22 protein-coding genes are annotated in these 24,830 nt (G+C 61.1%); 10 read left to right on the top strand and 12 right to left on the bottom strand.

Annotation, left to right across the window (positions count from 1 at the left end):
- Positions 1-31: 31 nt before the first annotated feature.
- The 6 genes from biuH to RGAI101_RS06415 all read right to left on the bottom strand — a co-directional run bounded on the left by biuH (position 32) and on the right by RGAI101_RS06415 (position 5,938).
- Positions 32-709: a biuret amidohydrolase gene (gene biuH / locus RGAI101_RS06440; RefSeq protein ID WP_008226720.1), complete on the bottom strand. Its 678-nt coding sequence runs from the start codon at positions 707-709 to the stop codon at positions 32-34.
- Positions 706-1,716, bottom strand: a complete 1,011-nt coding sequence (locus tag RGAI101_RS06435; RefSeq protein ID WP_008227437.1) for a formamidase — start codon at positions 1,714-1,716, stop codon at positions 706-708. The genes biuH and RGAI101_RS06435 overlap by 4 nt, the downstream gene beginning before the upstream one ends.
- Before the next feature lie 12 nt (positions 1,717-1,728).
- Positions 1,729-2,655, bottom strand: a complete 927-nt coding sequence (locus RGAI101_RS06430; RefSeq protein WP_008228299.1) for an ABC transporter permease — start codon at positions 2,653-2,655, stop codon at positions 1,729-1,731.
- Entirely contained in the window at positions 2,655-3,764 is a 1,110-nt protein-coding gene (locus tag RGAI101_RS06425) for an ABC transporter permease (protein ID WP_008225113.1), read from the bottom strand. Before RGAI101_RS06425 ends, RGAI101_RS06430 begins: the two co-directional genes overlap by 1 nt.
- Position 3,765: 1 nt before the next feature.
- Positions 3,766-4,884, bottom strand: coding sequence for a BMP family ABC transporter substrate-binding protein (locus tag RGAI101_RS06420; protein ID WP_008225774.1), 1,119 nt, complete (start codon positions 4,882-4,884; stop codon positions 3,766-3,768).
- Positions 4,885-5,035: 151 nt separating this feature from the next.
- Positions 5,036-5,938, bottom strand: coding sequence for a LysR family transcriptional regulator (locus RGAI101_RS06415; protein ID WP_037229174.1), 903 nt, complete (start codon positions 5,936-5,938; stop codon positions 5,036-5,038).
- A gap of 132 nt (positions 5,939-6,070) precedes the next feature.
- Between RGAI101_RS06415 and atzF the strand changes: the two genes are divergently transcribed.
- From atzF to RGAI101_RS06385, 6 genes are all read left to right on the top strand, one after another.
- Complete coding sequence (gene atzF, locus RGAI101_RS06410) at positions 6,071-7,867, top strand: allophanate hydrolase (RefSeq protein ID WP_008228256.1); 1,797 nt, start codon at positions 6,071-6,073, stop codon at positions 7,865-7,867.
- 57 nt (positions 7,868-7,924) lie between these two features.
- Complete coding sequence (locus RGAI101_RS06405; protein ID WP_008226929.1) at positions 7,925-9,403, top strand: amidohydrolase family protein; 1,479 nt, start codon at positions 7,925-7,927, stop codon at positions 9,401-9,403.
- Between the two features lie 261 nt (positions 9,404-9,664).
- Positions 9,665-11,269 carry an ABC transporter substrate-binding protein gene (locus RGAI101_RS06400; protein ID WP_008228564.1) on the top strand — a complete coding sequence of 535 codons (1,605 nt, stop codon included), beginning with the start codon at positions 9,665-9,667 and terminating at the stop codon, positions 11,267-11,269.
- On the top strand, positions 11,217-12,311 hold the full coding sequence (locus RGAI101_RS06395) for an ABC transporter permease (protein WP_254655246.1): 1,095 nt from the start codon (positions 11,217-11,219) through the stop codon (positions 12,309-12,311). The genes RGAI101_RS06400 and RGAI101_RS06395 overlap by 53 nt, the downstream gene beginning before the upstream one ends.
- A complete protein-coding gene (locus tag RGAI101_RS06390; RefSeq protein WP_008229173.1) occupies positions 12,308-13,186 on the top strand; it encodes an ABC transporter permease in 879 nt (292 codons plus the stop codon). The genes RGAI101_RS06395 and RGAI101_RS06390 overlap by 4 nt, the downstream gene beginning before the upstream one ends.
- A gap of 3 nt (positions 13,187-13,189) precedes the next feature.
- A complete protein-coding gene (locus tag RGAI101_RS06385; protein ID WP_008229060.1) occupies positions 13,190-14,821 on the top strand; it encodes a dipeptide ABC transporter ATP-binding protein in 1,632 nt (543 codons plus the stop codon).
- A 37-nt stretch (positions 14,822-14,858) separates the two neighbouring features.
- Here RGAI101_RS06385 and RGAI101_RS06380 read toward each other — a convergent pair whose 3' ends face one another.
- The 6 genes from RGAI101_RS06380 to RGAI101_RS06355 form a co-directional block, all read right to left on the bottom strand.
- Positions 14,859-15,743 carry a polysaccharide deacetylase family protein gene (locus tag RGAI101_RS06380; RefSeq protein WP_008225828.1) on the bottom strand — a complete coding sequence of 295 codons (885 nt, stop codon included), beginning with the start codon at positions 15,741-15,743 and terminating at the stop codon, positions 14,859-14,861.
- Positions 15,744-15,746: 3 nt separating this feature from the next.
- Positions 15,747-16,172, bottom strand: coding sequence for a nuclear transport factor 2 family protein (locus RGAI101_RS06375; RefSeq protein WP_008226049.1), 426 nt, complete (start codon positions 16,170-16,172; stop codon positions 15,747-15,749).
- 94 nt (positions 16,173-16,266) lie between these two features.
- A complete protein-coding gene (locus RGAI101_RS06370; RefSeq protein ID WP_008229390.1) occupies positions 16,267-17,292 on the bottom strand; it encodes an ABC transporter substrate-binding protein in 1,026 nt (341 codons plus the stop codon).
- A gap of 33 nt (positions 17,293-17,325) precedes the next feature.
- Positions 17,326-18,099, bottom strand: coding sequence for an ABC transporter permease (locus RGAI101_RS06365; RefSeq protein ID WP_008226318.1), 774 nt, complete (start codon positions 18,097-18,099; stop codon positions 17,326-17,328).
- A 12-nt stretch (positions 18,100-18,111) separates the two neighbouring features.
- Positions 18,112-18,963, bottom strand: a complete 852-nt coding sequence (locus tag RGAI101_RS06360; protein WP_008228648.1) for an ABC transporter ATP-binding protein — start codon at positions 18,961-18,963, stop codon at positions 18,112-18,114.
- Positions 18,964-19,273: 310 nt separating this feature from the next.
- Complete coding sequence (locus RGAI101_RS06355) at positions 19,274-19,939, bottom strand: TetR/AcrR family transcriptional regulator (protein WP_008225333.1); 666 nt, start codon at positions 19,937-19,939, stop codon at positions 19,274-19,276.
- 179 nt (positions 19,940-20,118) lie between these two features.
- Here RGAI101_RS06355 and RGAI101_RS06350 point away from each other — a divergent pair, with 179 nt between their 5' ends.
- From RGAI101_RS06350 to RGAI101_RS06335, 4 genes are read left to right on the top strand one after another with little or no spacing between them, the layout of a single operon-like run.
- Positions 20,119-20,775, top strand: coding sequence for an ABC transporter ATP-binding protein (locus RGAI101_RS06350; protein WP_008228486.1), 657 nt, complete (start codon positions 20,119-20,121; stop codon positions 20,773-20,775).
- Positions 20,772-23,135 (top strand): ABC transporter permease, encoded by a 2,364-nt coding sequence (locus RGAI101_RS06345; RefSeq protein ID WP_037227565.1) that lies wholly within the window; start codon positions 20,772-20,774, stop codon positions 23,133-23,135. The genes RGAI101_RS06350 and RGAI101_RS06345 overlap by 4 nt, the downstream gene beginning before the upstream one ends.
- Positions 23,125-24,165 carry a lipocalin-like domain-containing protein gene (locus RGAI101_RS06340; RefSeq protein WP_037227563.1) on the top strand — a complete coding sequence of 347 codons (1,041 nt, stop codon included), beginning with the start codon at positions 23,125-23,127 and terminating at the stop codon, positions 24,163-24,165. The genes RGAI101_RS06345 and RGAI101_RS06340 overlap by 11 nt, the downstream gene beginning before the upstream one ends.
- Complete coding sequence (locus RGAI101_RS06335; RefSeq protein ID WP_008228773.1) at positions 24,158-24,712, top strand: pyridoxamine 5'-phosphate oxidase family protein; 555 nt, start codon at positions 24,158-24,160, stop codon at positions 24,710-24,712. Before RGAI101_RS06340 ends, RGAI101_RS06335 begins: the two co-directional genes overlap by 8 nt.
- Positions 24,713-24,830 lie beyond the last annotated feature (118 nt).

Here is a 24,830-nt window from a genome sequence, read left to right as displayed (position 1 = left end):
GTGCCTGCCGCGTCTGGCGGCAACCGCCGCATCACACCAGCCCCGCGATCAGGCGCTGGCTGTCGGTCACGGCACCAAAGACGCCGCCCTGCATGGTGACCATCTTGATCGCGGCGGCATGGTTGCCGGTGTCGGTTGCGCCGCAGCAGTCTTCGACGATCACGCATTCAAAGCCCCGGTCATTCGCCTCGCGCATCGTTGTCGATACGCAAACATCGGTGGTGATGCCCGTCAGGATCAGGTTGGTGATGCCTTTCGTACGCAGGATCAGCTCAAGATCGGTGGCGCAAAAACTGCCCTTGCCGGGTTTGTCGATGATGATTTCGCCGTCCAGCGGATAGAGCTCGGGGATGATGTCCCAACCGGCCTCGCCCCGGATCAGAATCTTGCCACAGGGGCCCGCGTCGCCGATGCCAGCGCCGATCTGCTGGCTGCGCCAGCGTTTGTTGGGGGGCAGATCGGACAGGTCGGGGCGGTGCCCTTCGCGGGTGTGGATGATGTGATAGCCCTTGCCGCGCATGGCGGCCAATAGCGCCTTGATAGGTTCAATAGGCGCTTGGGTCAGCGACAGGTCATAGCCCATGTGATCGACATACCCACCAGTGCCGCAGAAATCGGTCTGCATGTCGATGACGATCAGCGCGGTGTTGTCAGGCCGCAGGTTGCCATCATAGGGCCAGGCGTAGGGGGTGCTGTCTATTGTGGTCACTGGCCCGGTTCCTTTTCGCCAAATTTGCGGTTCGGTTTGGGAAAGCCGAAGCCGGTGCCGTCCGTGACCTTGACCTCGTCCTCCCAGGGCAGGCGGTACGCGCCCGCAGCCAGATCGGTCATGTAGGTATAGGGGCAATCCTGCGCGCCACCTTGCACGGCGACATAGCCGCGATGACCGAACTGGTAGGGGTTGTTTTCAACGCCCCAGCCCGCGCGCGCCTCGCGGACCAGATCGGGCCGGACTTCGGCGGTGATAATTTCATCAGCGCGGCCGGTTTTGCCATGAGCGATCACGGTGCCTTCGTGGTCGATGATCATGCCTTCGCCCATGCTGTCAAAGGTACCGTCGGACCCGCACATGCAGACATTCGCCGTCACCATCAGGTTGCAAAAGCTGTTTGACTGGTTGGTGAACCGCCACGCCTGCCGGATCGGCGCGGTATAGCCGGCGGTGCGGATCATGATCTCGGCCCCTTTATAGGCGGCCTCGCGGGACATTTCGGGGAACATGCCATCGTGGCAGATGATCAGGCCGATCTTGGCCCCCTTGGGGCCTGTGCAGACGGGGATGCCCATATCGCCCGGCTCCCAGGGTTCGACGGGGACCCAAGGATGCATCTTGCGGTAATACAGCTGCACCTCTCCCTGGTCATCAATGATCAGGCCGGTGTTGAAAGGATAGCCGCCTGGGTTGAACTCCATGATCGAAAAGCAGCCCCAGATATTGTTGTCGATGCAGGCCTGTTTCAGCGCTGCAACTTCGGGGCCGTCCATGGTGCACATGATTTCGGGGTTGGTGTCCATCGACAGGCCGTGCAGCATGTATTCGGGGAACACGACCAGATCCATCGTGCCCATATTGCGCCGGGCCTTGCCCACCAGTTCAACGACCCGCGCGGTTTGCGCGGTCAACTGTTCCTTGGTCTCGACCACGGGCAGTTTCAGTTGCACCAACCCCAGCACGACGCCATTTTCGGATTTGTTCAATCCACCAAAACCATTCATTCGATATACTCCTTACTTTGTCAGGCTCAGTTCCAGCGGGGCACCTTGCAGGGCGCGGTCCGGCGAACTGGTCATGATGAGCAGCACCAGCGTCAAAACGTAGGGGGCTGCGAAAAACAGGTAATAGCCTTCGGACACGCCCACCGACTGCAACGCGGGGCCAAGTGCGCCCGCGCCGCCAAACAGCAGGGCCGCCCAAAAGCAGTTGATTGGGTTCCAGCGGGCAAAGATCACGAGGGCGATGGCCATCAGCCCTTGGCCTGACGAAATGCCCTCGGTCCAGCTGCCGGGATAGTAGAGCGACAGATAGGCACCGCCGATGCCCGCCAATGCGCCACCCGCCGCCGTCGACAGCAGGCGCACCCGGTCGGGGTTCAGCCCCATGGCGCGCGCCGCATCGGTGCTGTCGCCCACGACGCGGACCGTCAGGCCGACGCGGGTTGACCGGAACATCCACGCCATCGCCACCGCCAGAATACCGCCTGCGATGAACAGCACATTGACCTGCAAGGCTGCCTGAACCTGCGGAATGTCGGACCAGAACCCAAATGAAATCGCGGGCAGATCCGGCGCTTGGGGCTGGATGTAGGGTTTGCCGAAAAAGAAGGCGAGCCCCATGCCGAACAACATCATGGCGATGCCCACGGCGATGTCGTTGACGCCCTTGAACTTGCAGATCCACCCGTGCAGCAGGCCGAAACACGCCCCCGCAAGGGCGGCAGCCAGTACACCGATAAAGGGGTTGCCGGTCTCGTAGGCGACGGCATAGCCGCTCATTGCGCCAAAGACCAAGGTGCCTTCAAGGCCCAGATTGATCCTTCCTGACCGTTCGGTCAGACATTCGCCCAGCGACACGAAGATGAACGGGGTGGACACCCGGATTGCGCCGCCCAGGATCGCCAGCGGGACGCCCCAAAGGCCGATGTCAACAGGTTCCATCAGCGGGTCCCCCCTGCATTGGTTTTAAAGATGCCAAGCTTGCCGTACAGTGCTTCGCTGAGCAGGATGATGATGAAAACCATGCCTTCAAAGACCAGGATGGTGGCATCGGGCAGTTCCATCCGGCGCTGGATCAGTCCGCCCGACGCTTCGATCCCGCCAAGCAGGATCGCGACGGGCAGGATCGCCAGCGGATTGTGCCGCGCCAGAAAGGCCACAAGGATTCCGGTATAGCCATATCCCGCGATCAGTGACGCATTGGCCGATCCATGCACAGCGGCGACCTCGAAATAACCGGCCAATCCGGCAAAGGCCCCGCCAAGTGCGGTGAACCCGATGACCAGTTTCGCCACCGGTAGCCCCTGGATCTGGGCCGCGCGCACGTTGTCGCCAGCGATACGGGCTGCAAATCCGACTGTCGTGCGGTCGATCAAGACCCAGCACAGGATGCAGGCGATGACCCCGGCCAGCACGCCCCAGTGTGCCGCAATGAACGGCATGTCACCGACGCGCAAGCTGTCGGCCAGCGGTGCCGTTGATGGCTTGTTCAGGCTTGCGGGGTCGCGAAAGGGGCCTTCGACGAAATGGTTGAAGAGCGCGATGGCAATGTAGGCCATCAGCAGCGATGATATGGTCTCGTTTACGCCCCGTTTGATGCGCAGCGCCCCGATGGCCCCGATCCAGAGGCCGCCCAACACCATCCCTGCGAGGGCCATCAGGGGCATCCCCAAAACGGCAGGCAGACCGCCAAGCGCAGTGCCGGCGACCGCAGCCGCCAACCCGCCCAGCACGATCGCGCCTTCGCCACCGATGACCACCAGCCCAAGACGGGCGGGCAGGGCGACGCACAGCGCTGCAAAAACCAGGGGGGCCACCCGCGACAGGGTGTTCTGCCATGAAAACGCGGATGAAAACCCGCCCTTCCAGACAAGGCTAAAAAATTCGAAAGGGGATTTCCCCAGTAACACAAGGAAAATGCTGAAGGCGATGAACCCGGCAACAAGCGCGCCCAGCGGGATCAACACGCCCTCCGCGCGCAACCTCAGCGCAGAGATGATCTGCGCTGAGGCCAGCTGTCGGGCCATTTTGGTCTGATCGGTCAGGCTCATTTTAGCTTGTGGAACCGATGACGCCTTCGACAAGGTAATCCATGCTTTCGAGCGCCACATCCGTTTCCACAAAGGCTTGACCGTCGGCGGCAATCACGTTGCCTTTGTTGTCCTTCAGCGGGCCTTTGATGGCGGCAAAACCACCGGCGACGATCTCGGCCTTCGTGGCCTCGAACTGGGCGCGGGCGGCGTCGGATACGGCGGGTCCAAGCGGGCTCATCTTGATGAAACCATCGGCCAGACCGCCGCGCACGAAGTTGTCGATCGGAGTTCCCGCCATCGTCTTGGAGACCATGTCGGTGTAGATGCTGGCCCAGTTCCATTCGGCACCGGTCAGATACTTGTCACCGGCCAGCGGGGTCTGATCGGCATGGTAGCCGCAGACATATGCGCCGCGTGCGGCAGCGGTTTCACAAACGACCTTGGGACCGTCCACGTGACAGGTGATGACATCGCAGCCCTGATCGGCCAGCGCGTTGGTGGCTTCGGCTTCTTTCACCGCAAGCGACCATTCACCGGTAAAGATGACCTGACAGGTGATCGTCGGATCAACCGAACGCGCGCCCAGCAGGAAGGAGTTGATGTTGTTGAGCACCTGCGGGATCGGCTTTGCCGCGACGAAGCCGATCTTTTTCGACTTTGTGGCATGTCCGGCGGTCACACCGTTCAGGTACTGCCCCATGCCGATATATCCGAAATAGGACCCTGCGTTGGTCGGGTTGCCTTCGGTCCACAAGCCGCCGCAATGTTCGAACCGCACATCGGGGTATTTCGGTGCTGTTTCAAGGATATGCGGGTTGAAGTAGCCGAACGATGTCGGGAACAGCAGCGCTGCACCGTCGAAGTTGATCATCGATTCCATGGTGTTCTGGACGTCCTGGCTTTCCGGTACGTTTTCTTCCTCCAGAACCGTGACGCCTTCCATGGCCTTGACGGCAGCAGCGCCTTCGGCGTGGGCCTGGTTGTAGCCAAAGTCATCCTTGGGGCCGACATAGATAAAGCCGACGGTCAGTGCGTCCTGGGCCATGGCCAAGCGCGGCAGACCAAAGGATGCCGCACCAAGGGCTGCGGCAGAAGTGCCAAGAAAATGCCGACGGTTCAGGGATTTAAAGTTGCTCATATCTGCGCTCCAACAGCTTGCGCACCCCACTGAAGGGCGCGGTTCGGTTTCATCGACTCAGAGCTTAATGAGGTTTAGCGTTGTTGACTTCTGCTTAAATCTTGCCAAAGCGGTGCAAAAAATGCACCGCTAGGTTTTCCGATGCAGCGGGTCAGTCGTCAGCCAGATTTTCCAGGGCGCGGGTCAGCCCTTGGGCGAAACGCGCTGGGGCCACCGGCAGGGACCGTCCCCGCAGTTGCCCGAGGAAAAGACTGCCCACCGGCACATCCCGCGCCGAAACCGGGCGCGAGACCACCGTATCATCATCGCCCAGATCCAGCCCGATGGGGATTTGAAAGGCGACCGCGTTTTCGTGCCGGACGTAATGCCGCATGAAATCAAAACTGTCGCTCTCCACGCTGGGGCGCAACGGGCGCGACCCCGCCTTTGCCCCCAGTTCCAGCAGGGACCGCACACCGTAATTCGTGCTGGGCAGCACATGGGGATGGTCCAGACATTCGCGCAGCCGCACTTCTTTTTTGGCTGCAAGCGGATTGTCGCGGCGCATGATGGCGTGGATGGTTTGCGGGCAATGCGAAATCACTTCGAAATCCACGAGGTGGATCGGTTCGAAGACCAGTGCAAGGTCACTGTTGAACAGGCTCAGGTCACGCTCGGCGGCTTCGCGGTCGCGGACCATGACGGAAAAGGTCACACCGGGATGGTCCTTGCGATAGCTGGCGATCTGGCCGGGCAGGAAATAGGGGATCAGCGCTTGCGAACAGGCGATGGCGACATGGCCGCGACGTTCGCCGGCCAGATCGGCGACCTGACCCTGAACGCGGCGCAGGTCGGACACCTGCGTGCGGAAATGCTGCATCAAAAGCTCGCCCGCCGGGTTCAGCCGGACGCCGCGGGGCAGGCGCTCGAAGATCTCCGAACCGAATTCCTCTTCGAACCGCTGGATGCGCCGGTTCAGTGCCGATGCGGTAATGTTCATGTCATCTGCCGCCTTGCGGATGGAACCCGCGCGGACAATCCCCTGAATATAGCGCAGCGTCTGAAGGTGTTTCATGGTCTTTGTCCCGAAATATCCCGAGCGCTGCATTTTTTGCATCGCTTTTGTGAATTCTTAGCATTTGCGTCAGAGGGCGCAACCAAACACAACGGATAGGTGAATAATTTAACGAATGAAGGACCCAAAGACATGACCGACCTCAGGATGACGATCCCGGATATTCATGCGGCCTATGCTGCGGGTGTCAGCCCCAGGGACGTGGTCGCGCAGGTGTTTGACCGGATCTCCGCGGTCGGTGATCCGAACATCTTTATCGCATTGCGTGCACACCAGGATGTGTTGGCGGATGTTGCCACCTTGGGCGATTTCGACACTGCCAAACCGCTTTGGGGCATCCCCTTTGTGGTCAAGGACAACATTGATGTCGCAGGCTACGAGACGACGGCGGCCTGTCCTGCCTATGCTTATGCCCCCGAAACCGACGCCTTCGTGGTGGCGCAGTTGCGCGCGGCGGGGGCGATTTTGATCGGCAAGACCAATCTGGACCAGTTCGCGACCGGCCTTGTCGGGGTGCGAACGCCTTATGGTGCGCCGTTGAACTCTGTCGATCCCGAAATCGTGCCGGGCGGGTCCTCTGGCGGGTCGGGTGTGGCTGTCGGGCATGGCATCGTGCCGCTGTCGCTGGGCACGGATACGGCCGGTTCGGGCCGCGTTCCGGCGGCGTTGAACAATATCGTCGGGCTGAAACCCACGCTTGGCGCGCTGTCGGCAAGCGGCGTGGTGCCTGCCTGCCGCTCGATCGAGACGATATCTATTTTTGCTCTGACGGTCAGCGACGCCTATGCTGCCTATCAGGTTTGTTGCGCCTATGATCCTGCAGACGCTTTTGCACGTCCCATATCGGCACCTGATCTGACCGCCATGGGGACACCGCCTGTGATAGGTATACCCAGCCCCGACACCATCGAATTCATGGGAGACGCGGTGCAATCGGCATCCTTTTATGCCGCCGTCGATCTGCTGCGGGCCGAAGGGGCCACGATACGGGAGATCGATTTTAAACCACTCTATGCCGTGGCGCATATGCTTTATGAAGGGGCGTGGGTGGCCGAACGCTACACTGTGATCGAAGACCTGCTGAAGCGCGATCCGGATGCCATCCATCCCGTGACCCGCCAGATCATCTGCAAGGCCGAAGACCTGTCGGCGGCAGATGCATTTCGCGGCATCTACCGCCTCAAGGAACTGGCCCGCGCGGCCGAGCCGTCGCTGGCAGGCGTTGACATGCTTTGCGTGCCGACGATCCCGACGTTCCACACCGTGGCCGAGCTTGAGGCCGATCCGGTGACGCCGAACTCGAATTTCGGGACATACACCAACTTCGTTAACCTGCTGGACATGTGCGGCATTGCCGTACCGGTGCCTGCGCGGTCCGACGGGCGTCCGGGCAGCGTCACCTTGCTGGCGGCTGCCGGAAAGGATGCAGAAATCGCCGTTATGGCCCAAAGCCTTGAAGCGGCAGGCCAACGCAGCCTTGGCGCGACCGACTGGGCCTATACCGCGCCGCCTGCGCTGCCCGCAGGGGAAACCACGACGCTGCGGCTGGCGGTTTGCGGGGCGCATATGGCGGGCTTGCCGTTGAACCACCAACTGACCGACCGGAACGCGGTGTTTGTGAAAAAGGCGCGAACCACAGATGCGTACCGGTTCTATGTCTTGGCCGGTGGGCCGCCCGCACGGCCCGGTCTGGTGCGCGGCACCGCCGGTTCAGGCGCGCCGATCGCGCTTGAGCTATGGGATGTGCCGCTTGCCCATGTCGGCAGCTTTCTGGGTGGCATTCCCGCCCCCCTCGGGCTTGGCACGATCGCGTTGGATGACGGGTCGCAGGTGCAAGGGTTCCTGTGTGAAACGGTCGCCACCACAGATGCGCAGGATATCACGGATATCGGCGACTGGCGGCAGTATATCGCGTCATTGACGGCCTAGTCGGGCCGTGGCTGTTTGTGGGGGCAGGGGCGATGCGGTCCAGATAAGGAGAACCGCATGACCCACGCGCAGATGCTCTTGGAGGGCGGCACTGTTCTGGTTGATAACGACCGGTTCGCGGCCTTGTCTCTGCTGATCAGCGATGGGCGGATCAAGGCGCTGATCCCCGATGGCGAAGGGCCCGGCGACGCCGAACGCATTGATGTCAGCAACCGGTTGATCATGCCGGGGCTGGTGAATGGCCACACCCATTCTCATGGTGCGCTGGGGCGCGGCGGGGTGCCGGATGACCTCCCGCTCGAGGCGTTCTTGTCCGGTGGCGCGTGGCTGAACGGCACGCGCCATCTGGATGACCTGCATCTGAGCGCGCAACTTTCTGCGGTCGAACTGGTCCGCAAGGGCTGCACCGCGTGCTTTGATCTTTTCGTTGAACTGCCCGGGCCGACCATGGGCGGAATTCATGCCGTCGCCAACGCCTACCACGACGTTGGCATCCGGGCCGTGGTCGCCCCGATGATCGCGGACCGGACGCTGTATCAGGCGCTGCCGGGGTTGATCGAAGCGTTCGATCCGCCGTTGCGTGATGCGGTGGCGGCGTTGTCCTTGCCCGCTTGGCAAACGATCATGGAAACCTGCACCGAGGCCTTTGGCCATTGGCCGGTACCGAAAGACCGCGTGCGCCCGGGCATCGGGCCGACGATCCCGCTGCATTGTTCGGACGCATTCCTGCAAGCCTGTGCGGCGCTGTCGCAGCGCGACGGTATCCCGCTGCAAACCCATCTGGCCGAAACCCGTCTGCAACAGGTGATGGCCGCGCAAAGATACGGCACAAGCCTGACCGAACATCTGGATGCACTGGGCGTCCTGCATCCGCAATTCAGCGGTGCCCACGGTGTGTGGCTTTCCAAACCCGAGGCGGAGTTGCTGGCGCGGCACGATGCCTGCATCTGCCACAACCCGCTTAGCAATCTGCGGCTGGGGTCGGGGATCGCGCCCGTGCGCATGTTGGCGGATGCGGGCGTGAATCTGGGTGTCGGCACTGATGCCAGCAACACGTCCGACGGGCAGAACATGTTCGAGGCGATGCGTCTTGCCGCCACGCTGAGCCGCGCGCAAACGTCCGATCCGGCAGCGTGGATCAGCACCCGTTCCGCGCTGAAGATGGCGACCGAAGGCAGCGCGCGGATATTGGGGTTGGACCGTGTCGGCAAGATTGCTGCCGGATGGGCTGCCGATCTGCTGTTTCTGGACGCGGGCTATTGCCACTATACGCCGCTGCGCAATCCCCTGGACCAAATGGTTCTGGCCGAAAACGGGGCGGCCCTGCGCGAGGTGATGATCGCCGGGCGTTATGTCCTGGCGAATGACACGATCCTGACACTGGATGAAGGTGCCTTGGCTGCGCGTGCCCGCGATGTGGCCGCGCGTCTTGACGGTGCCAACGCGGCCACCCGCCTGATGAACGAGGCCGCAGCGCTGGTCGTTCAAAGCTTTTGCCGCGGCAATTGTGATGGCTATGCGACCCGGCTTGGCTAGGCCAAGGCTCCGGCTTCACGGTCCGGCGGTTGATGCCCGCGATCCGCAGAAACCTCACCACCGCAACCATTTCAAACGTTAAATGATCAACCGGGCTAAGGGGCACGATGTTTAGGGCTTTGAAAACAATTACATCTTTCAAGCCGATGCATTTAATGCACCGCATTACTGATTTTATAGCATTAGAAGTGATCGCTGATTCAGCGCAGTCTTTGCCAAAGGCCGAATCCAATCGGCGCACCACCAGCGAGAGGGCTTTCGATGACCGACCACACCACACGACGCAATTTTCTGAAAATGGGTGCCGCCGGGGCGTCTGTCCTGCCGTTTCTGCGGGCGATGCCTGCGGCAGCCCAAGGGGCCGATACGCTGGTTGTCGTCAACGGGCAGACTGTCAATTCGCTGGACCTGCACCGCACGGGCACGAACCGCGCGTCTTATCAGGTGTCGGTAAATTGCTATGACCGTCTGGTGTCCTTCGGCACAAAGGACGTGCCAAGCGGCGGCCTGTCCTATGACTATGAAACGATCGTGCCCGAACTGGCCGAAAGCTGGAGCACATCCGACGACGGGCTGACCATCACCTTCAAGATCAAACCAAACGCGACTTTCTGGGATGGCAGCAAGGTCACGGCAGAGGATGTGAAATGGTCCTTTGATCGCGCCGTCAGCGTTGGTGGGTTTCCGACCGTGCAGATGAAGGCGGGCGGGCTTGAGCGTCCGGACCAGTTTGCCGCCCTCGATGCCGAGACCTTTACCGTGATCCTTGACCGTCCGTCCAAGCTGGCGCTTCCCGATCTGGCCGTGCCGGTCCCGTTCATCATCAATTCCGCCGTTGCCAAGGCGAATGCGACGACGGATGACCCCTGGGCGATGGAATACCTGCACACCACGCCGGCCGGGTCGGGTGCCTATAAGGTGCTGCGCTGGACGCCGGGCGAACAGCTGGTCTACGAACGGAATGATGACTGGGCCGGCGGCCCGACCCCTGCGATCAAACGCGTCGTGGTGCGCGAAGTGCCAAGCCCGGCGACCCGCCGCGCCTTGATCGAGAGGGGCGATGTTCAGGTGTCCTTTGACATTCCCGACAAGGACGCAGCCGAACTGGCGGACAAGCTGACAGTCTATTCAACGCCGGTTGAAAACTGCATCAACTGTGTCTGCCTGAACACTAATTTCGAGCCGTTTCAGGATGCGAACGTGCGCAAGGCGCTGGCCTATGCGATGCCCTACGAGGCGATCTTTGAGGCGTCGGCCTATAAACGCGGCGCGCCGCTGTGGGGAGGCGATGCCGAGATTACCGATACCGCGTGGCCGCGCAAAACCCAGTATTCCACCGATCTGGACATGGCCCGCGAGCATATGGCCAAATCCGGTTTCCCCGACGGGTTCGACGTGCCGTTGTCCATCAGTACCGATCTGGCGTGGATGGAACCTGCGGCGCTGCTGATCCAGGAAAGTCTGGCCAAGATCGGCGTCAAAACCCAGATCGACAAGATTCCCGGTGCGAACTGGCGCACGGCGGCCCTGGTCGAAAAACGGCTGGACCTGCATCTGGACAACTTTGGCGGCTGGCTGAACACGCCTGATTATTACTTCTTCTGGGCCTATCAGCATGGCCACCTGTTCAACTCCTCCAACTATCTCAACCCCGAGGTCGAGGAGCTGGTGAACGCCACGCTGCACATGCCGATGGATGACCCTGAATATGCGCCCAAGATCAAGCGCATGTTCGAAATCGTTCTCGAGGATCTGCCGCGCATCCCGCTGTATCAGCCTGCACTGAACGTGGCGGTCAACGGGGCAGAGGGCTATGAGTTCTGGTTCCATCGCCAGCTTGATGTTCGCCCTCTGGCCGCGGGCTAAGACCCTGTCCAGCCCTGCATATCCCAGACTGCGCGCCATCGCCTTGCGTGTCGCGCAGTCCATTCCCGTGGTCATCGGCGTTGTGCTGATCAGCTTTTTGCTGACCCGCGCGTTGCCCGGTGATCCTGCGGCCTATTTTGCTGGTGCCGCTGCGGATGAGGCGTCTATCGCAGAGGTCCGCACGGCGCTTGGCCTCGACAAGCCCTTGATCCAACAGTTCTTTATCTATGTGGGTGATCTGCTGGAGGGCGATCTGGGGCGGTCTCTTTCTAGCGGGCAGGCGGTGGCGCAGGACCTGGCCAAACGGTTGCCAGCCTCGCTTGAGCTGACGCTGACGGCGTTGATCCTGTCCTGCGCGATCGCCATTCCCTTGGGGATACTGGCCGCGACACGGCCGGGATCATGGGTGGATCACCTGTGTCGCGTGGTGGTGACCGCCGGGGTATCGTTGCCGACGTTCTTTACCGGCATCGTGCTGATCTATGTGTTCTATTACCTTCTGGGCATTGCGCCTGCGCCGCTGGGTCGGCTTGATTTCATCTACCTCGATCCCGATCACGTGACAGGGTTTTACCTGATTGACGCGGCCCTGATGGGCGATTGGGAAACGTGGAGCGGTGCGGCCAAACAACTGGTCATGCCTGCAATTACTCTGGCGCTGTTCACCCTTGCGCCGATTGCGCGGATGACGCGGGCGTCGATGCTGACGGCGCTGTCTTCCGACTTTATCCGGACCGCGCGCGCGGCAGGCCTGTCGAATGGCAAGGTTCTGTATGGCTACGCCTTTCGCAACGCGCTGCTGCCCGTGGTCACGACGCTGGGCATGGTGTTTTCCTTTGCCTTGGGGGCCAATGTGCTGGTCGAGAAAGTCTTTGCCTGGCCCGGCATCGGGTCCTACGCGGTCGAGGCGCTGGTCGTGTCCGATTATGCCGCTGTCCAGGGATTCGTACTGGCGATGGCGCTGCTGTTCGTGGTGCTCAACCTTGTGATTGATCTGCTATACACCGCGATTGATCCGCGCATCGGGTTCAGTTCAAAATGACCGATATGCCATTGAAGCAAAGCCGGAAAACATCGGGCGGGGTGGATCACCTGATCTACGTCCTGCGCGCCAATCCGGTAACTCTGATCGCGTTCGGCATGTTCGCGTTGATTGTGCTGTCGGCGATCTTCGGCCCGGCGCTGGTGCCTTACGATCCGCTAGAGACTAACGCATCCAATGCGCTGCAGGCACCGTCCTGGGATCACTGGTTTGGCACCGATAACGTCGGCCGCGACGTGTTCAGCCGGGTGATCGTCGCGACACGGCTGGACCTGTCGATGTCGCTGGCGGCTGTGGCGCTGTCCTTTGTCGTGGGGTCGGTGTTGGGCAGCATCGCGGGCTATTGGGGCGGCTGGCTGGATATCGTGTTGAACCGTATCCTTGATACGATCATGGCGTTTCCGCTGTTCGTGCTGGCGATGGGGATCGTTGCGGCGCTTGGCAACACGATCGAGAACATCATCTACGCGACGGCGGTGATCAACGTGCCGTTCTATGCCCGTCTTGTGCGCGCCGAGGTGAACATTCGCCGCGAGGCCGGATTTGCGCAGGCGGCCAAACTGTCGGGCAATTCGGACATTCGGGTGCTTGCGATGCACATCTTTCCCAATGCGTTGCCGCCGATGATGGTGCAGGTGTCGTTGAACCTGGGCTGGGCCATACTGAACGCCGCTGGGCTGTCCTTCATCGGGCTTGGCGTGCGCCCGCCGACAGCCGAATGGGGGATCATGGTCGCCGAGGGGGCAAACTTCATCGTCTCTGGCGAATGGTGGATGGCGGTGTTTCCGGGGCTGTGGCTGATGATCGCCGTTTTTACCTTCAATCTTCTGGGCGACGGTCTGCGCGACATCGTTGACCCGCGCAAAAGGACCTGACCCATGCTGAGTGTCAAAGACCTTGCCGTGTCCTTTCAAACCCGTCGGGGTGCTGTGGATGCCGTGCGCGGGATCAGCTTTGATCTGGAAAAGGGCGAAATCCTCGGGATCGTGGGTGAAAGCGGGTCTGGTAAATCGGTGACGTCCTATGCGCTGATGCGCATCCTGGATGCAGGGGGCCGGATAAAGGCAGGCAAGGCGACGTATTCGGGCATCGACCTGCGCCGCGCCGCCGAACGGGACATGCGCGATATCCGCGGGCGCGAAATCTCGATGATATTCCAGAACCCGCGTGCGGCCCTGAACCCGATCCGCAAGGTCGGTCACCAGATCGAAGACGTGCTGCGTGAACATGCCCGCGCCACCCGTCAGGATGCCCGTGCCAAGGCGATTGCCGCCCTTAGGGCCGTGCGGATCAACGACGCCGAAGCACGCTATGACGCCTATCCCTTCGAATTGTCCGGCGGCATGTGCCAACGCATCGTCTGCGCCATCGCACTGGCCTGCGACCCGCGCCTGCTGATCGCGGACGAACCAACCACGGGGCTGGACATCACGACGCAAAAGGCGGTGATGGACCTGGTGCGCGACCTGATCCGCGAACGCGGGATGAGCAGTCTGTTGATCACCCATGACCTTGGGCTGGCCGCACAATATTGCGACCGGATCATGGTGATGAAAGACGGACTGATCGTCGAACAGGGCGATCCCGTACAGATTTTCAGCGATCCCCAGCACGGGTATACCCGCAAACTGGTGGATGCCACGCCGCGCATCGGCGAAAGCATCCGTAGCCTGCTGCCCCCTGCGGACCGCAAGGCCGAATTGCCCCATCAGGTGCTGGATACGCCGTTGGTCGAGGTGCGCAATCTGACCAAGACCTATCGCGGCAAATCCGGCCCGGTCCAAGCGGTGAAAGGCATTTCATTCACCATCAAGCAGGGACAAAGCGTCGGGCTGGTGGGGGAAAGCGGTTGCGGGAAATCCACGACCTCGGAGATTCTGGTGCGGTTGATGGATGCGACGAGCGGCGATATCTTGTTCGAGGGCGAAAACATCGCTGCGATCCCGGCCAAGGGTTTTGCCCGCAATCCACGCCGTGCCCAGATCCAGATGGTGTTTCAGGATGCCACGGACAGCCTGAACCCGCGCCACACCGCGCGCCAGACCATCGTCGAACCGCTGCGTCGCCTGGGCGGGCTGCGCGGGGCCAAGCTGGGCGCGCGGGTTGAGGAACTGGCCGTGCTGGTCGGTCTGCCTTTGCCCCTGCTGGACAGGTTCCCGCATCAGCTGTCGGGGGGGCAGAAGGCCCGCGTGGGGGTTGCCCGCGCCGTTGCCCTTGAACCGAAATTCCTGATCCTGGATGAACCGACTGCGGCGCTGGATGTGTCCATTCAGGCGGTCGTATTGAACCTGTTGGTCGATCTGCGCGCCAAGCTGGGTATGACTTATCTGTTTGTCAGCCACGATCTGCATGTGGTTCGCCTGCTGTGCGACCATGTGATCGTGATGAAAGACGGCGAGATTGTCGAACAAGGCCATGCGCGCGATGTCATGGCGAACCCGCAGAACGAATATACCAAGACGTTGCTGGCCGCAGCGCCGACACCTCCGGCGCGCAGACAGGTGGCCTAACTGTTGCCTGGCTGCGGGGCGTCCCTTGGGTTTTCCCTTAGGGGATCAAATCAGGTATCTGATCGCGGCAATAGCTGTGGATGTCGCCTGCGCGTGTCAGCCAGATGGCGTCGCGCTGTGCGGCGATGTGCGTGAGCGCCCGGCGCAGATGGCGCAGGCGGTAGGGCTGGCCGACCAGATAGGGGTGCAATGCGATCCCCATGACCAGGGGCTGGTCTACTGACTGTTCCAGCATCTCGTCGAAATTATCGATGATCATATCCGCGAAATCAGCCGCCCCTTCCTTGCGCGCGACGATGGACGGAATGTCGTTGACCTCTTGCGCATAAGGCACTGACAGCAGCCGACCGCCCGAGGTTTCCATCCAGACCGGTTGATCATCCATGCACCAGTTCAAGGTATAGCCATACCCCGCCCGTGCCAGCAGGTCCGGGGTGTCCATGCTTTCCGCGATCCAGGGCGACAGCCAGCCTTGCGGGGCGACCCCTTCGGCCTTGTGCAAGACCTGTGTGGCCTCGGCGATCAGCGCCGCTTCGTCCTTGGTCGAAAGCACGCTTTGGCGTTCCGAATTGGTCCGTCCATGCCCGACGATTTCGTCATTGCGGGCGCGAAAGGCCGCCATCAGATCGGGGGCATAATCATACATTGCCGAATTGGCGATCACGCTGACCGGCAGGTCCAGCGCATCGAACATGTCGCGCATCCGCCATGCGCCCACGCGGTTGCCATAATCGCGCCAGGCGTAGTTCAACACATCCGGCTGCGGGCCACCGGGGGCCAGTTCCGCCCCCAACCCTTCGCCAAAGGCGAAATGTTCAAGGTTCAGCCCGATGTAGACCGCAAGGCGCTTGCCGTTGGGCCAGGTGTAATCCGGGCGGTCCGTGATGGCGCGATATGTGTAACGCCCGTGGTCCTTGATCATGATCTAAAGCTCCGCTTCGGCCAGTCCCGCCTTGTGCAGCAGGATTTCGGCACTGTCATTCCAGACATCCGTACCGATGATCTTGTCGTCGCGCACGACGAATTTATCCATATAGCGGTTGGTTTCAAAGGCGGTGCCGTCTTTCCATTCGCCGTAAAGATATCCGGTGTTGTAAACGTGCACATCGCCCGTTTCGGGATCAAGCGCCGCATCGGTCCGCAGGAACCGTTTTTTCACCCATGCATAGCGTTTCGCGTTGAAGCCCGCGCTTTGATCGGGGCGGGTGAATTTCCGTCCGCCGGTGAACGTCAACGTGAAATCATCGCTGACATAGGCTGAGGCCCCTTCGGGGTCGGGCACCATCGAGCGTTCAAGATAGGCCTCGACGATGGCTTTCGCTGCAATCAGGGGGTCGGTTTTCTGGTCCATGGCGGGCACTTTCGTCGTCAACGGTTCAAGGGGCAGGTTTCAATGCAAATAAACCGCGCGCCCGCAACAGGGGCGGACGCGCGGTCTGTCAGTTTCAGTCGATACTGACGACAAAGCTACGTGTATCGGCCGGTGGCAGGAAGGACCGGTCGAAGATTTCAGAGGCTTCTGGCAGACGCTCAAGCCCGTACCCTTCGGCAACGATCGCGATGGAGCGTGTCAGCCGTTCGTCCACCAGATCACCCATGCCGATTTCCGCAGTCTCGGGCGCGTTCATCAGGTTGGTCAACGCGAATTCCAGGCGCGCGCGCTCAAGTTCCGGATCGACGAGGTTGTCGAAGGCCATGATCGCCTCGACCGCAATGTCCTGATCCTGTGCGATTTCCAGCGTTGCGCGGTTCACCGCACGGACCAGACCGCTGACCGCCTCGGGGTTTTCCGCCAGCATCTTCCGCGAGACCATCATGCCGTTTGAATAAAGGTCCATCCCGTAGTCTTCGAACTGGAACCAGTTGAAATCGGCCGCAGGGTCCTGACGGTTGGCGATCAGGTTGAACCAGCTTGTGATTGTAAAGACGAACGCGCCATCAATGTCGCCCCGGATCATCATCGGTTCTTGCAGGTTCGGTGCCATGTTTTCCTGGGCGACCTTGTCGATGTCGACGCCGTTCAGCTTGGCGAAGACCGGGAAAAGCCGTGTGGTGGGCGTGCCCTGCGCCCCGCCCAGCCGTTTGCCTTCGAAGTCGGCTGGCGTTTCAATGCCGGCGCTTTTCGGCGTCACGATCGCAAAGGGAGGACGGTTCCAAAGCTGGTAAACCATCACCGGCGCTTCGCCCGGACGGGCGGCGGCGTTTTGGATGATGGCGTTGATGTCGCCAAACCCCGCGTCATAGGCACCGCCCATGATCCGCGTCACGGTCGCTGCCGATCCTTCGCCCTGGTCGATGGTGACGTTCAGGCCTTCGTCTTCGAAATAACCGCGGCTAAGCGCCATCAGGAAGGGGGCATCGCTGCCTTGGGTCTTCCAGCCAAGTGTGAAACGGATATCGGTCATCTCGGCGAAGGCGGGAGTAATCCCGGCGATCAATGCGAATGTCGCACTCAAAAGTGTATGCTTCATCAAAGCGGTCCTTGTGTTGAGGTGAATGGGGGGTCAGGTGATGGAGAGGTCATTGCCGCGCGTCGCCCAGCCGGTGACCCGACGTTCAAGCACGGAAAACAGGGCGTAAAGTGCGACGCCCAGCAGGGCGAGGATGATCAGGCCCGCAAAGACAAGCGAGACCTGGAAGTTCGAGGATGCTGTCATCATGACGTTGCCGATGCCGCGGTTGGACGCCACGGTTTCCGATAGCACCGCGCCGACGAAGGACAGGGTAATGGCGACTTTGAGGGCGGCAAAGAAATAGGGCATGGTGCGCGGCAACCCGACATTCCAGAGGATTTCGGATTTTGACGCGCCCAGGGTCTTGAGGACGTCCTCAAGATCGGGTTCCGTCGCGGCAAGGCCGGTGGCGATATTCACGACGATCGGGAACACGCAGATCACCATCGCCGTCAGGATCGCCGGCGTCGTTCCCGACCCGAACCACAGAACAAAGATCGGCACCACGGCCACCTTCGGGATGGATGAAAAACCGACCAGCAGCGGATAGGCAACCGCATAGGCGACCTTGGATGTGCCGACGATCACGCCCAAGGCAACACCGATCCCGACCCCGAGAACAAAGCCCGTCAGGGTCGAATAGAGCGTCTGGATGATATGGGGCAGAAGGATCGGAAACTTGACCCACAGGGTCACCAGAATTTCAGACGGGCGCGGCAGGACCAGGTCCGACACGTTCAGCAGCACGCACAGCACTTCCCACATCAGGAAAAAGCCGAAGAGCAGCGAAAAGGACATCATCCGTATGCGGTTTTTTTCGGTCATGGCGGGGGCCTTCTATTTGCGGACCTGTGCGATCAATTCGCGCAGGCCTTGGGTCATTTCGACGAATTCCGGGCTGTAGATCATGTCGATGTCGCGGGGCTGTGGAATGTTCACCGTCTCGTCCGATATGATCCGGCCGGGGCGCGCGCTCATCACGCAGATACGGTTCGCCAGAAATCCGGCTTCGCGCAGATCGTGGGTCACCAACAGCACCGTGGGTTTGCGATCCAGGTAGAGGTCCTGCAAGGTCTGCCACAGCTCTTCGCGGGTGAACTGGTCAAGCGCACCAAAGGGTTCGTCCAGCAACAGCAGGTCGGGCTCATGGATCAGCGCGCGGCACAGGTTTGACCGTTGCAACATGCCGCCCGACAGTTGCCACGGGTAATGCCCGGCAAAATCGGTCAGCCCGACCTGCGCAAGCAGCTGGTGCACCCGATCGCGGAATTCGCCTTTGCGTTCCGCCCGAAAGCGCGCCTTGAAGGGTGGCACGATCTTGAGCGGCATCATCACGTTCTGTTCGATTGTCAGCCAGGGCAGCATCGTGGGGTTCTGGAATGCCATGCCAATGCGCAACTGTTTGGCGGCAGCTTCGCGGCCGCCGACCAGCACGACACCTTCCGACGGTTTGATCAGGTTGCTGACCAGCCGCAGGATCGTGGATTTGCCACAACCGGACGGCCCGACAAGCGCCAGAAAGTCACCGTCGGGCAGTTTGAGGTTGGTCGGTGCGAGGGCCGTCACAGCCATGTCGCCGCTGCCGAAGACGACAGAGGCATTCTGAAGCTCAAGCGCGTTGCGGGCGCGACCTGTGCGCGGGGCCTCGGCGGGGCTTTCGGTCGGGGGGAGGGGTGCTGCTATGTTCATGACTTCATAATCAGCGGCGCGGATTGAGTTGGAACATCCAAAAGTAAGAATCTTTAGAATTAGAATGCGGCGGTAGTTTATTAGGCGCTAAGGATCGTTACCGCTTAAAAAACTTGCAGATGACAAGAGGTTTCCTGCGATCTGCGGCTGAAGGGACCTAAAAAGTGCGCTTTTAAGAACGCGATTCGAATTTTGAACTGGGGGAACTGGCCGCTTTTGACCAAAGGGAAACCGGTGCCGGTCACAGACACGCAATACAGATTAAGTAAAATTTCGATTACTTGCGGGGTGGCGCAACAGTGCCGACGGCTCAGCGATCCTGCGCAATGCCGAGGTAGCTCAGGATCACGTCAACCGCATGTGTCCGCCGGTCGGCCTGCCAGCCCGCATCGGTCAGGTCCTTGCCCACGACGACGCCAAGGGTCGGCCCATTGTTCAGGTGGTGCGCCGACAGCGCGACGATGCTTAGGTACAACTGCACGGGATCGGCCTTGCGGGTGAAGGCCCCGGACCCATAACCGCGGTCAATCAGCTTGCCGATTGCGGTGATCAGCGGCTGCGACATGTCGCGGATCATCTGCGAGCGTTGGATATACTTGCCGTCCAGCAGGTTTTCGTTGCGGGTCATTTTCAGGAAACTTGCGTTGTTGGCAAAGTAGTCGAAGGTCAGTTCGACCAGTTGCCGTGCGGTTTCCACAGGATCACCGGCGCTGAAATCCAGCCGTGCTTCCTGATTTCGGATTGCGGCGAAAACGGTGTCGAGAGCGGCGATATACAACTTCTCCTTGCTGCCGAAGTAGTGGTAGATCATCCGCGAATTGCATTTTGCAGCATTCGTGATCCGTTCGATCCGCGCACCATGAAACCCGTGTTCGGAAAATTCCTGAACCGCGACAGACAGGATTTCGGCCTGGGTGCGGGCCGCATCACGGCTGCGCACGGGCTCGGTTTTGCGGGTCGGTTTGGGTTGGATCATGTCGGACCTGTCTTATGTATCTGCCGTCTGAAGGTATCGTGCAGCAGCAGTGTGCGGTCTGTGCTGCCTTAGTCAACAGGGGGTGGCCGGAAAAGGGGCGCGCAGATCGTCCTTGTCGCGACCTGCAATGCTGTCAAACTGACGATCCCGGACTAGATGCTTCACCAAGGGGATGCGCCATGGTTCTTAGGCTTGAAAATGTTGAAAAATCCTTTCGCGACAGCGAAGGGGTGGTGCCTGTGTTGCGCGGCGTCAGTTTCGATCTTGCCGCGGGGCAGACCCTTGCGCTGCGGGGGGAATCCGGTAGCGGCAAAAGCACCTTGCTGCATATCGCAGGTGCGTTGGAAGACGCCGATGCGGGCCATGTGTGGGTGTCGGGCAAGGACCTGACAACACTGGACGACGGCGCGCGTGCCGCTATGCGCAGAACCGACATCGCGTTGGTGTTCCAGCAGTTCAACCTGATCCCGTCGCTGACCGTGGCGCAGAATATCGCGTTTCAGGCGGCGCTGTCCGGCCCTGTTGATCGCGCGCATGTCGAACAGGTTTCAGATGCCTTGGGCCTGTCGCGCCAGATGACCAAATATCCAGAAGCTTTGTCAGGCGGTCAGCAGCAGCGCGTGGCCATTGCGCGCGCCATTGCAGCCAAGCCAAAGTTGATGCTGGCGGATGAACCGACCGGCAATCTGGACGAGGAAACGGCGAACGACGTGTTGGACCAAATGCTGAAACTGGTCGCGCAGATGGGGGCGGCGTTGATGGTGGTGACCCATTCGCCAGCCATCGCCGAACGCATGGACCGTCAGCTGCATCTGAAAAGTGGCCGCCTGACATGATCAGATCCTGCCTCTTGGCCTTGCTGTCGCATTGGCGGCGCAATCCCTTGCAACTGTTCGCCTACCTCGCCGGTCTGGCCCTGGCCACCGCCCTGTGGTCCGGGGTTCAGGCGATCAATGCCGAAGCCCGCGCCAGCTATGATGCGGCGGCAGCGACCTTGGGCGACGGGCAGTTTGACGTGTTGGTCCCACGACAGGGCGACAGCATCTCTCTCGAACAATATGTGACGCTCAGGCGGTCCGGCTGGCTTGTGTCTCCGGTGGTTGACGGCCGTTTGGGCGATGTGCGGCTGGTGGGCATCGACCCGGTCACGTCGCCCACGGGCTTGGGAGCTATAGAGACGGAAGGGGCCGACAACCCGTTCGAAACTGTCTTTGCGACCAAGGAAACCGCGCTGAAACTTGATCCGGCTGTGCAGGTCACGCTGGACGCTGGCATGGCACCGGGCCTGGCGGTCGGGGACATCGGGATCGTACAAAGGCTGTTGCAGCGCGATGATCTGACACGCCTTGTCGTGCTGCCGGGGCAGCCGCTTGACCAGCCCGCACTTTCCTCTGTCGCGCCGGGCCTGCGGGTCCAGCCCGCACAGCAGGTCGCCGATGTTGCGCAATTGACGGACAGTTTTCACCTGAACCTGACGGCCTTTGGTCTGCTGAGTTTCGCCGTCGGCCTTTTTATCGTGCACAGCACGATCGGACTGGCGTTCGAACAAAGGCGCGGCATGATCCGGACGTTGCGGTCGCTTGGGGTGCCGCTGAAAACTTTGATTGCGATGATTGCGCTTGAAATGATGACGCTGGCGCTGATCGGGGCGGGGCTGGGCATCATTTTGGGATACCTGATCGCCGCGTTGTTACTGCCCGATGTCGCCGCCACGCTGCGCGGGCTGTACGGTGCCGAAATCTCGGGCACGCTGAAACTGCGCGCGTCTTGGTGGGGGTCGGGCATGTTGCTGGCCGTCGTCGGGACGGCAGCGGCGCTGTCTTCGCGGATCTGGCAGATCGCGCATATGCCGCTGTTGGCCAGCGTGAGGCCACGGGCATGGGTAACCGCCACCGCGTCGCGTTTCCGTCTGCAATCCATCGGGGCGATCCTGTTGCTGGGCGCGGCGGTGCCTGTTGCACTGCTGGGGAGCGGGCTGCTGGCAGGTTTCGCGCTGTTGGGCTGTCTGCTGATCGGTGCCGCACTGGCCCTGCCTGCCGTGGCGGCGGCCGTTCTGACCGTACTGGAAAGGCGGACGATCACGCCAATCTGGGGTTGGTTCTGGGCGGACACACGGCAACAGCTTCCGGGGCTGAGCCTTGCCTTGATGGCGCTTTTGCTGGCGGTTTCGGCCAATATCGGGGTCTCGACCATGGTGTCGAGCTTTCGTTTGACCTTTGTCGCCTTTCTTGACCAGCGGCTCGCGCCCGAACTTTTCGTGCAGACCGAAACAGCCGATCAAAGTGCTGCTTTGGCAACGTTCCTGCAAAGCCGCGAGGTCGAGGTCTTGCCGCTTTTGAAAACCGAAACCACTGTCGCCAATCTGCCGGTCGAACTTTATGGCGTCCGAGTCGGGCCAACATACCGCACCAGTTGGGTCTTTCTGGATGCGGCCCCCGCCGCTTGGGACCTTGTCGAGAAGGGCGAGGCCGTTGTCGTGAATGAACAGTTTGCGCGGCGGGCAGATCTTTGGGTCGGTGACCGGCTGCGCTTGCCCTCCGAACTGACGGTGCCGATCGCGGCGGTCGTGGGAGATTACGGAAACCCGCAGGGGCAGGTCATTGTATCGGAACAAAGGTTCGCGGGCCTCTACCCCGACATCTATCCTGACCGGTTTGGCATACGCACGCAGGACGCGGCGCTGCTGCGTGCCGCGATAGTCGAGGCGGTCGGGATCGATGACGGAGCTTTTACCGCCCAAGAGGCGATCAAGGCCTTGTCGCTTGAGGTGTTTGAAAAGACATTCGTCGTCACCTCGGCGCTGAACATCCTGACGCTGGGGGTGGCGGGCTTTGCAATCTTGATGAGCCTGCTGACACTGGCCGACCTGCGTGTCCCGCAACTGGCCCCCGTCTGGGCCCTGGGGCTGACCCGCCGCCGCTTGGGCTGGCTCGAAGTGGTGCGCGCGGTGCTGCTTGCCGGGATCGTCTTTGTCTGCGCGATCCCGATGGGGCTGGCACTGGCGTGGATATTGCTGTCGGTCATCAACGTCGAGGCCTTTGGCTGGAAGCTGCCAATGTACCTGTTTCCGTTCGAATATCTAAGGCTGGGTGTCTACGCCCTGATCGCCGCCTTTCTGGCCGCCGCATGGCCCGCCCTGCGCCTGATGCGCACGCCGCCAGCCACTTTATTGAGGGTGTTTGCAAGTGAACGTTAAAGTCCTGGCCTTGCTTTTTCTGTGGCCGCTTGGCTTGATGGCGCAAGGTTTCTCGGGGCTTGGCACCGATGCCGAAGGGTTTGCCACGCCCGGTCCCGATCCGACCTTTGCATTTCCCGCCGATCATGGGGCGCACCCAGATTACCGGATTGAATGGTGGTATCTGACCGCGAACCTGAGCGGTCTGGACGGAACTAAGTACGGCCTGCAATGGACCCTGTTCCGGTCGGCCCTGGCACCGGGGGAAGCGGCGGGCTGGCAATCGCCGCAAATCTGGTTTGCCCACGCGGCGGTGACGACACCGGACCAGCATTTTGCAACCGAACGGTTTGCCCGTGGCGGGATTGGGCAGGCGGGCGTTCAGGCCAACCCGTTTCGGGCATGGATCGACGAATGGACGCTGGAAGGACCGGATTTCGATACGATGACCCTTAGCGCGCAGGGGGCCGATTTCGGCTATGACATGTCGCTTGCGGCCAAGGGGCCGTTGGTCTTTCACGGCGACAACGGCTATTCGGTCAAATCGGCCGAGGGGCAGGCGAGCTATTATTACTCGCAACCGTTTTTCGACATATCCGGAACGCTGGCCCTTCCGACCGGCAAGGTGACCGTGACCGGCACCGCCTGGCTTGACCGCGAATGGTCATCGCAGCCCTTGTCAGATCAGCAGTCGGGATGGGACTGGTTTTCACTGTCCTTCGCGGGCGGGTCAAAGCTGATGGGGTTTCAACTGCGCCAAACTGACGGCACGCACTATACGGCATCAACTTGGATCGAACCCGATGGACAAACCACAGCCTATCCAGACGGTGCGTTCACGGCGACCCCGTTGACCGACAGCACGGTCGCGGGACGACAGATCCCGACCACATGGCGCGTGACCCTGCCCGCGCAGGGGCTGGATGCAAACGTGACGGCGGTGAACCCGGCGGCATGGATGGGGCTTTCGGTTCCCTATTGGGAAGGTCCGGTCACCGTATCGGGCAGCCACACAGGACAAGGATATCTGGAGATGACAGGATATGAGTGACGCGGGCGATCTTCGGGCTTTCCTTGCGGAGGCATGGCAGCATCTTGAACGCGGTGTCGCCGACAGCCGGTCGCCCGCGCGTTTTCCGACCTTTGTCACCGTGTCACCAGAGGGCAAACCCCAGGCCCGTACCGTCGCCTTGCGCGCGGCCTCCCGGCACGATGGCGTTCTGGAAGTTCACACAGATATCGCCACGCCCAAGGTCACGGCCCTGGGCCAGAACCCCCATGCGGCCTTGCATGTCTGGCTGCCGGATGCGGATCTGCAAATCAGGCTGGTGGCAACGGTCGAGGTTTTGACCGGCCCGACGGTCGCGGCGCAATGGGCTAAGGTTCCTGTGGCATCGCGGGTGTCCTACGGCACGGAACCGGTGCCCGGTTGCCCCATCCCCGATGTCTATGCCTATGAGAAACCCGCCAACCGCACGCGGTTTGCCGTGCTAAGATGCAGCGTGGAGGAGATGGATCTGGTGCATCTTGGGTCACGACACCGGCGCGCGGTGTTTGGGGCAGGGGACGCGTGGGCGGGGACGTGGGTTGCGCCCTGAGACGTGCGCAGTTGTCGATGACCGCAGCGGGGCCTTGGCCAATTCATACCTTGACCAAAGCCTGACAGCCAAAACATAACTTGACGCAAGCTGGCGCGGTCCAAGGGGGATGGTGTTA

This window comes from Roseobacter sp. GAI101, assembly GCF_000156335.1.
In the GTDB taxonomy this organism is placed as follows: domain Bacteria; phylum Pseudomonadota; class Alphaproteobacteria; order Rhodobacterales; family Rhodobacteraceae; genus Sulfitobacter.
This window is presented reverse-complemented; position numbering and strand designations above follow the sequence as displayed.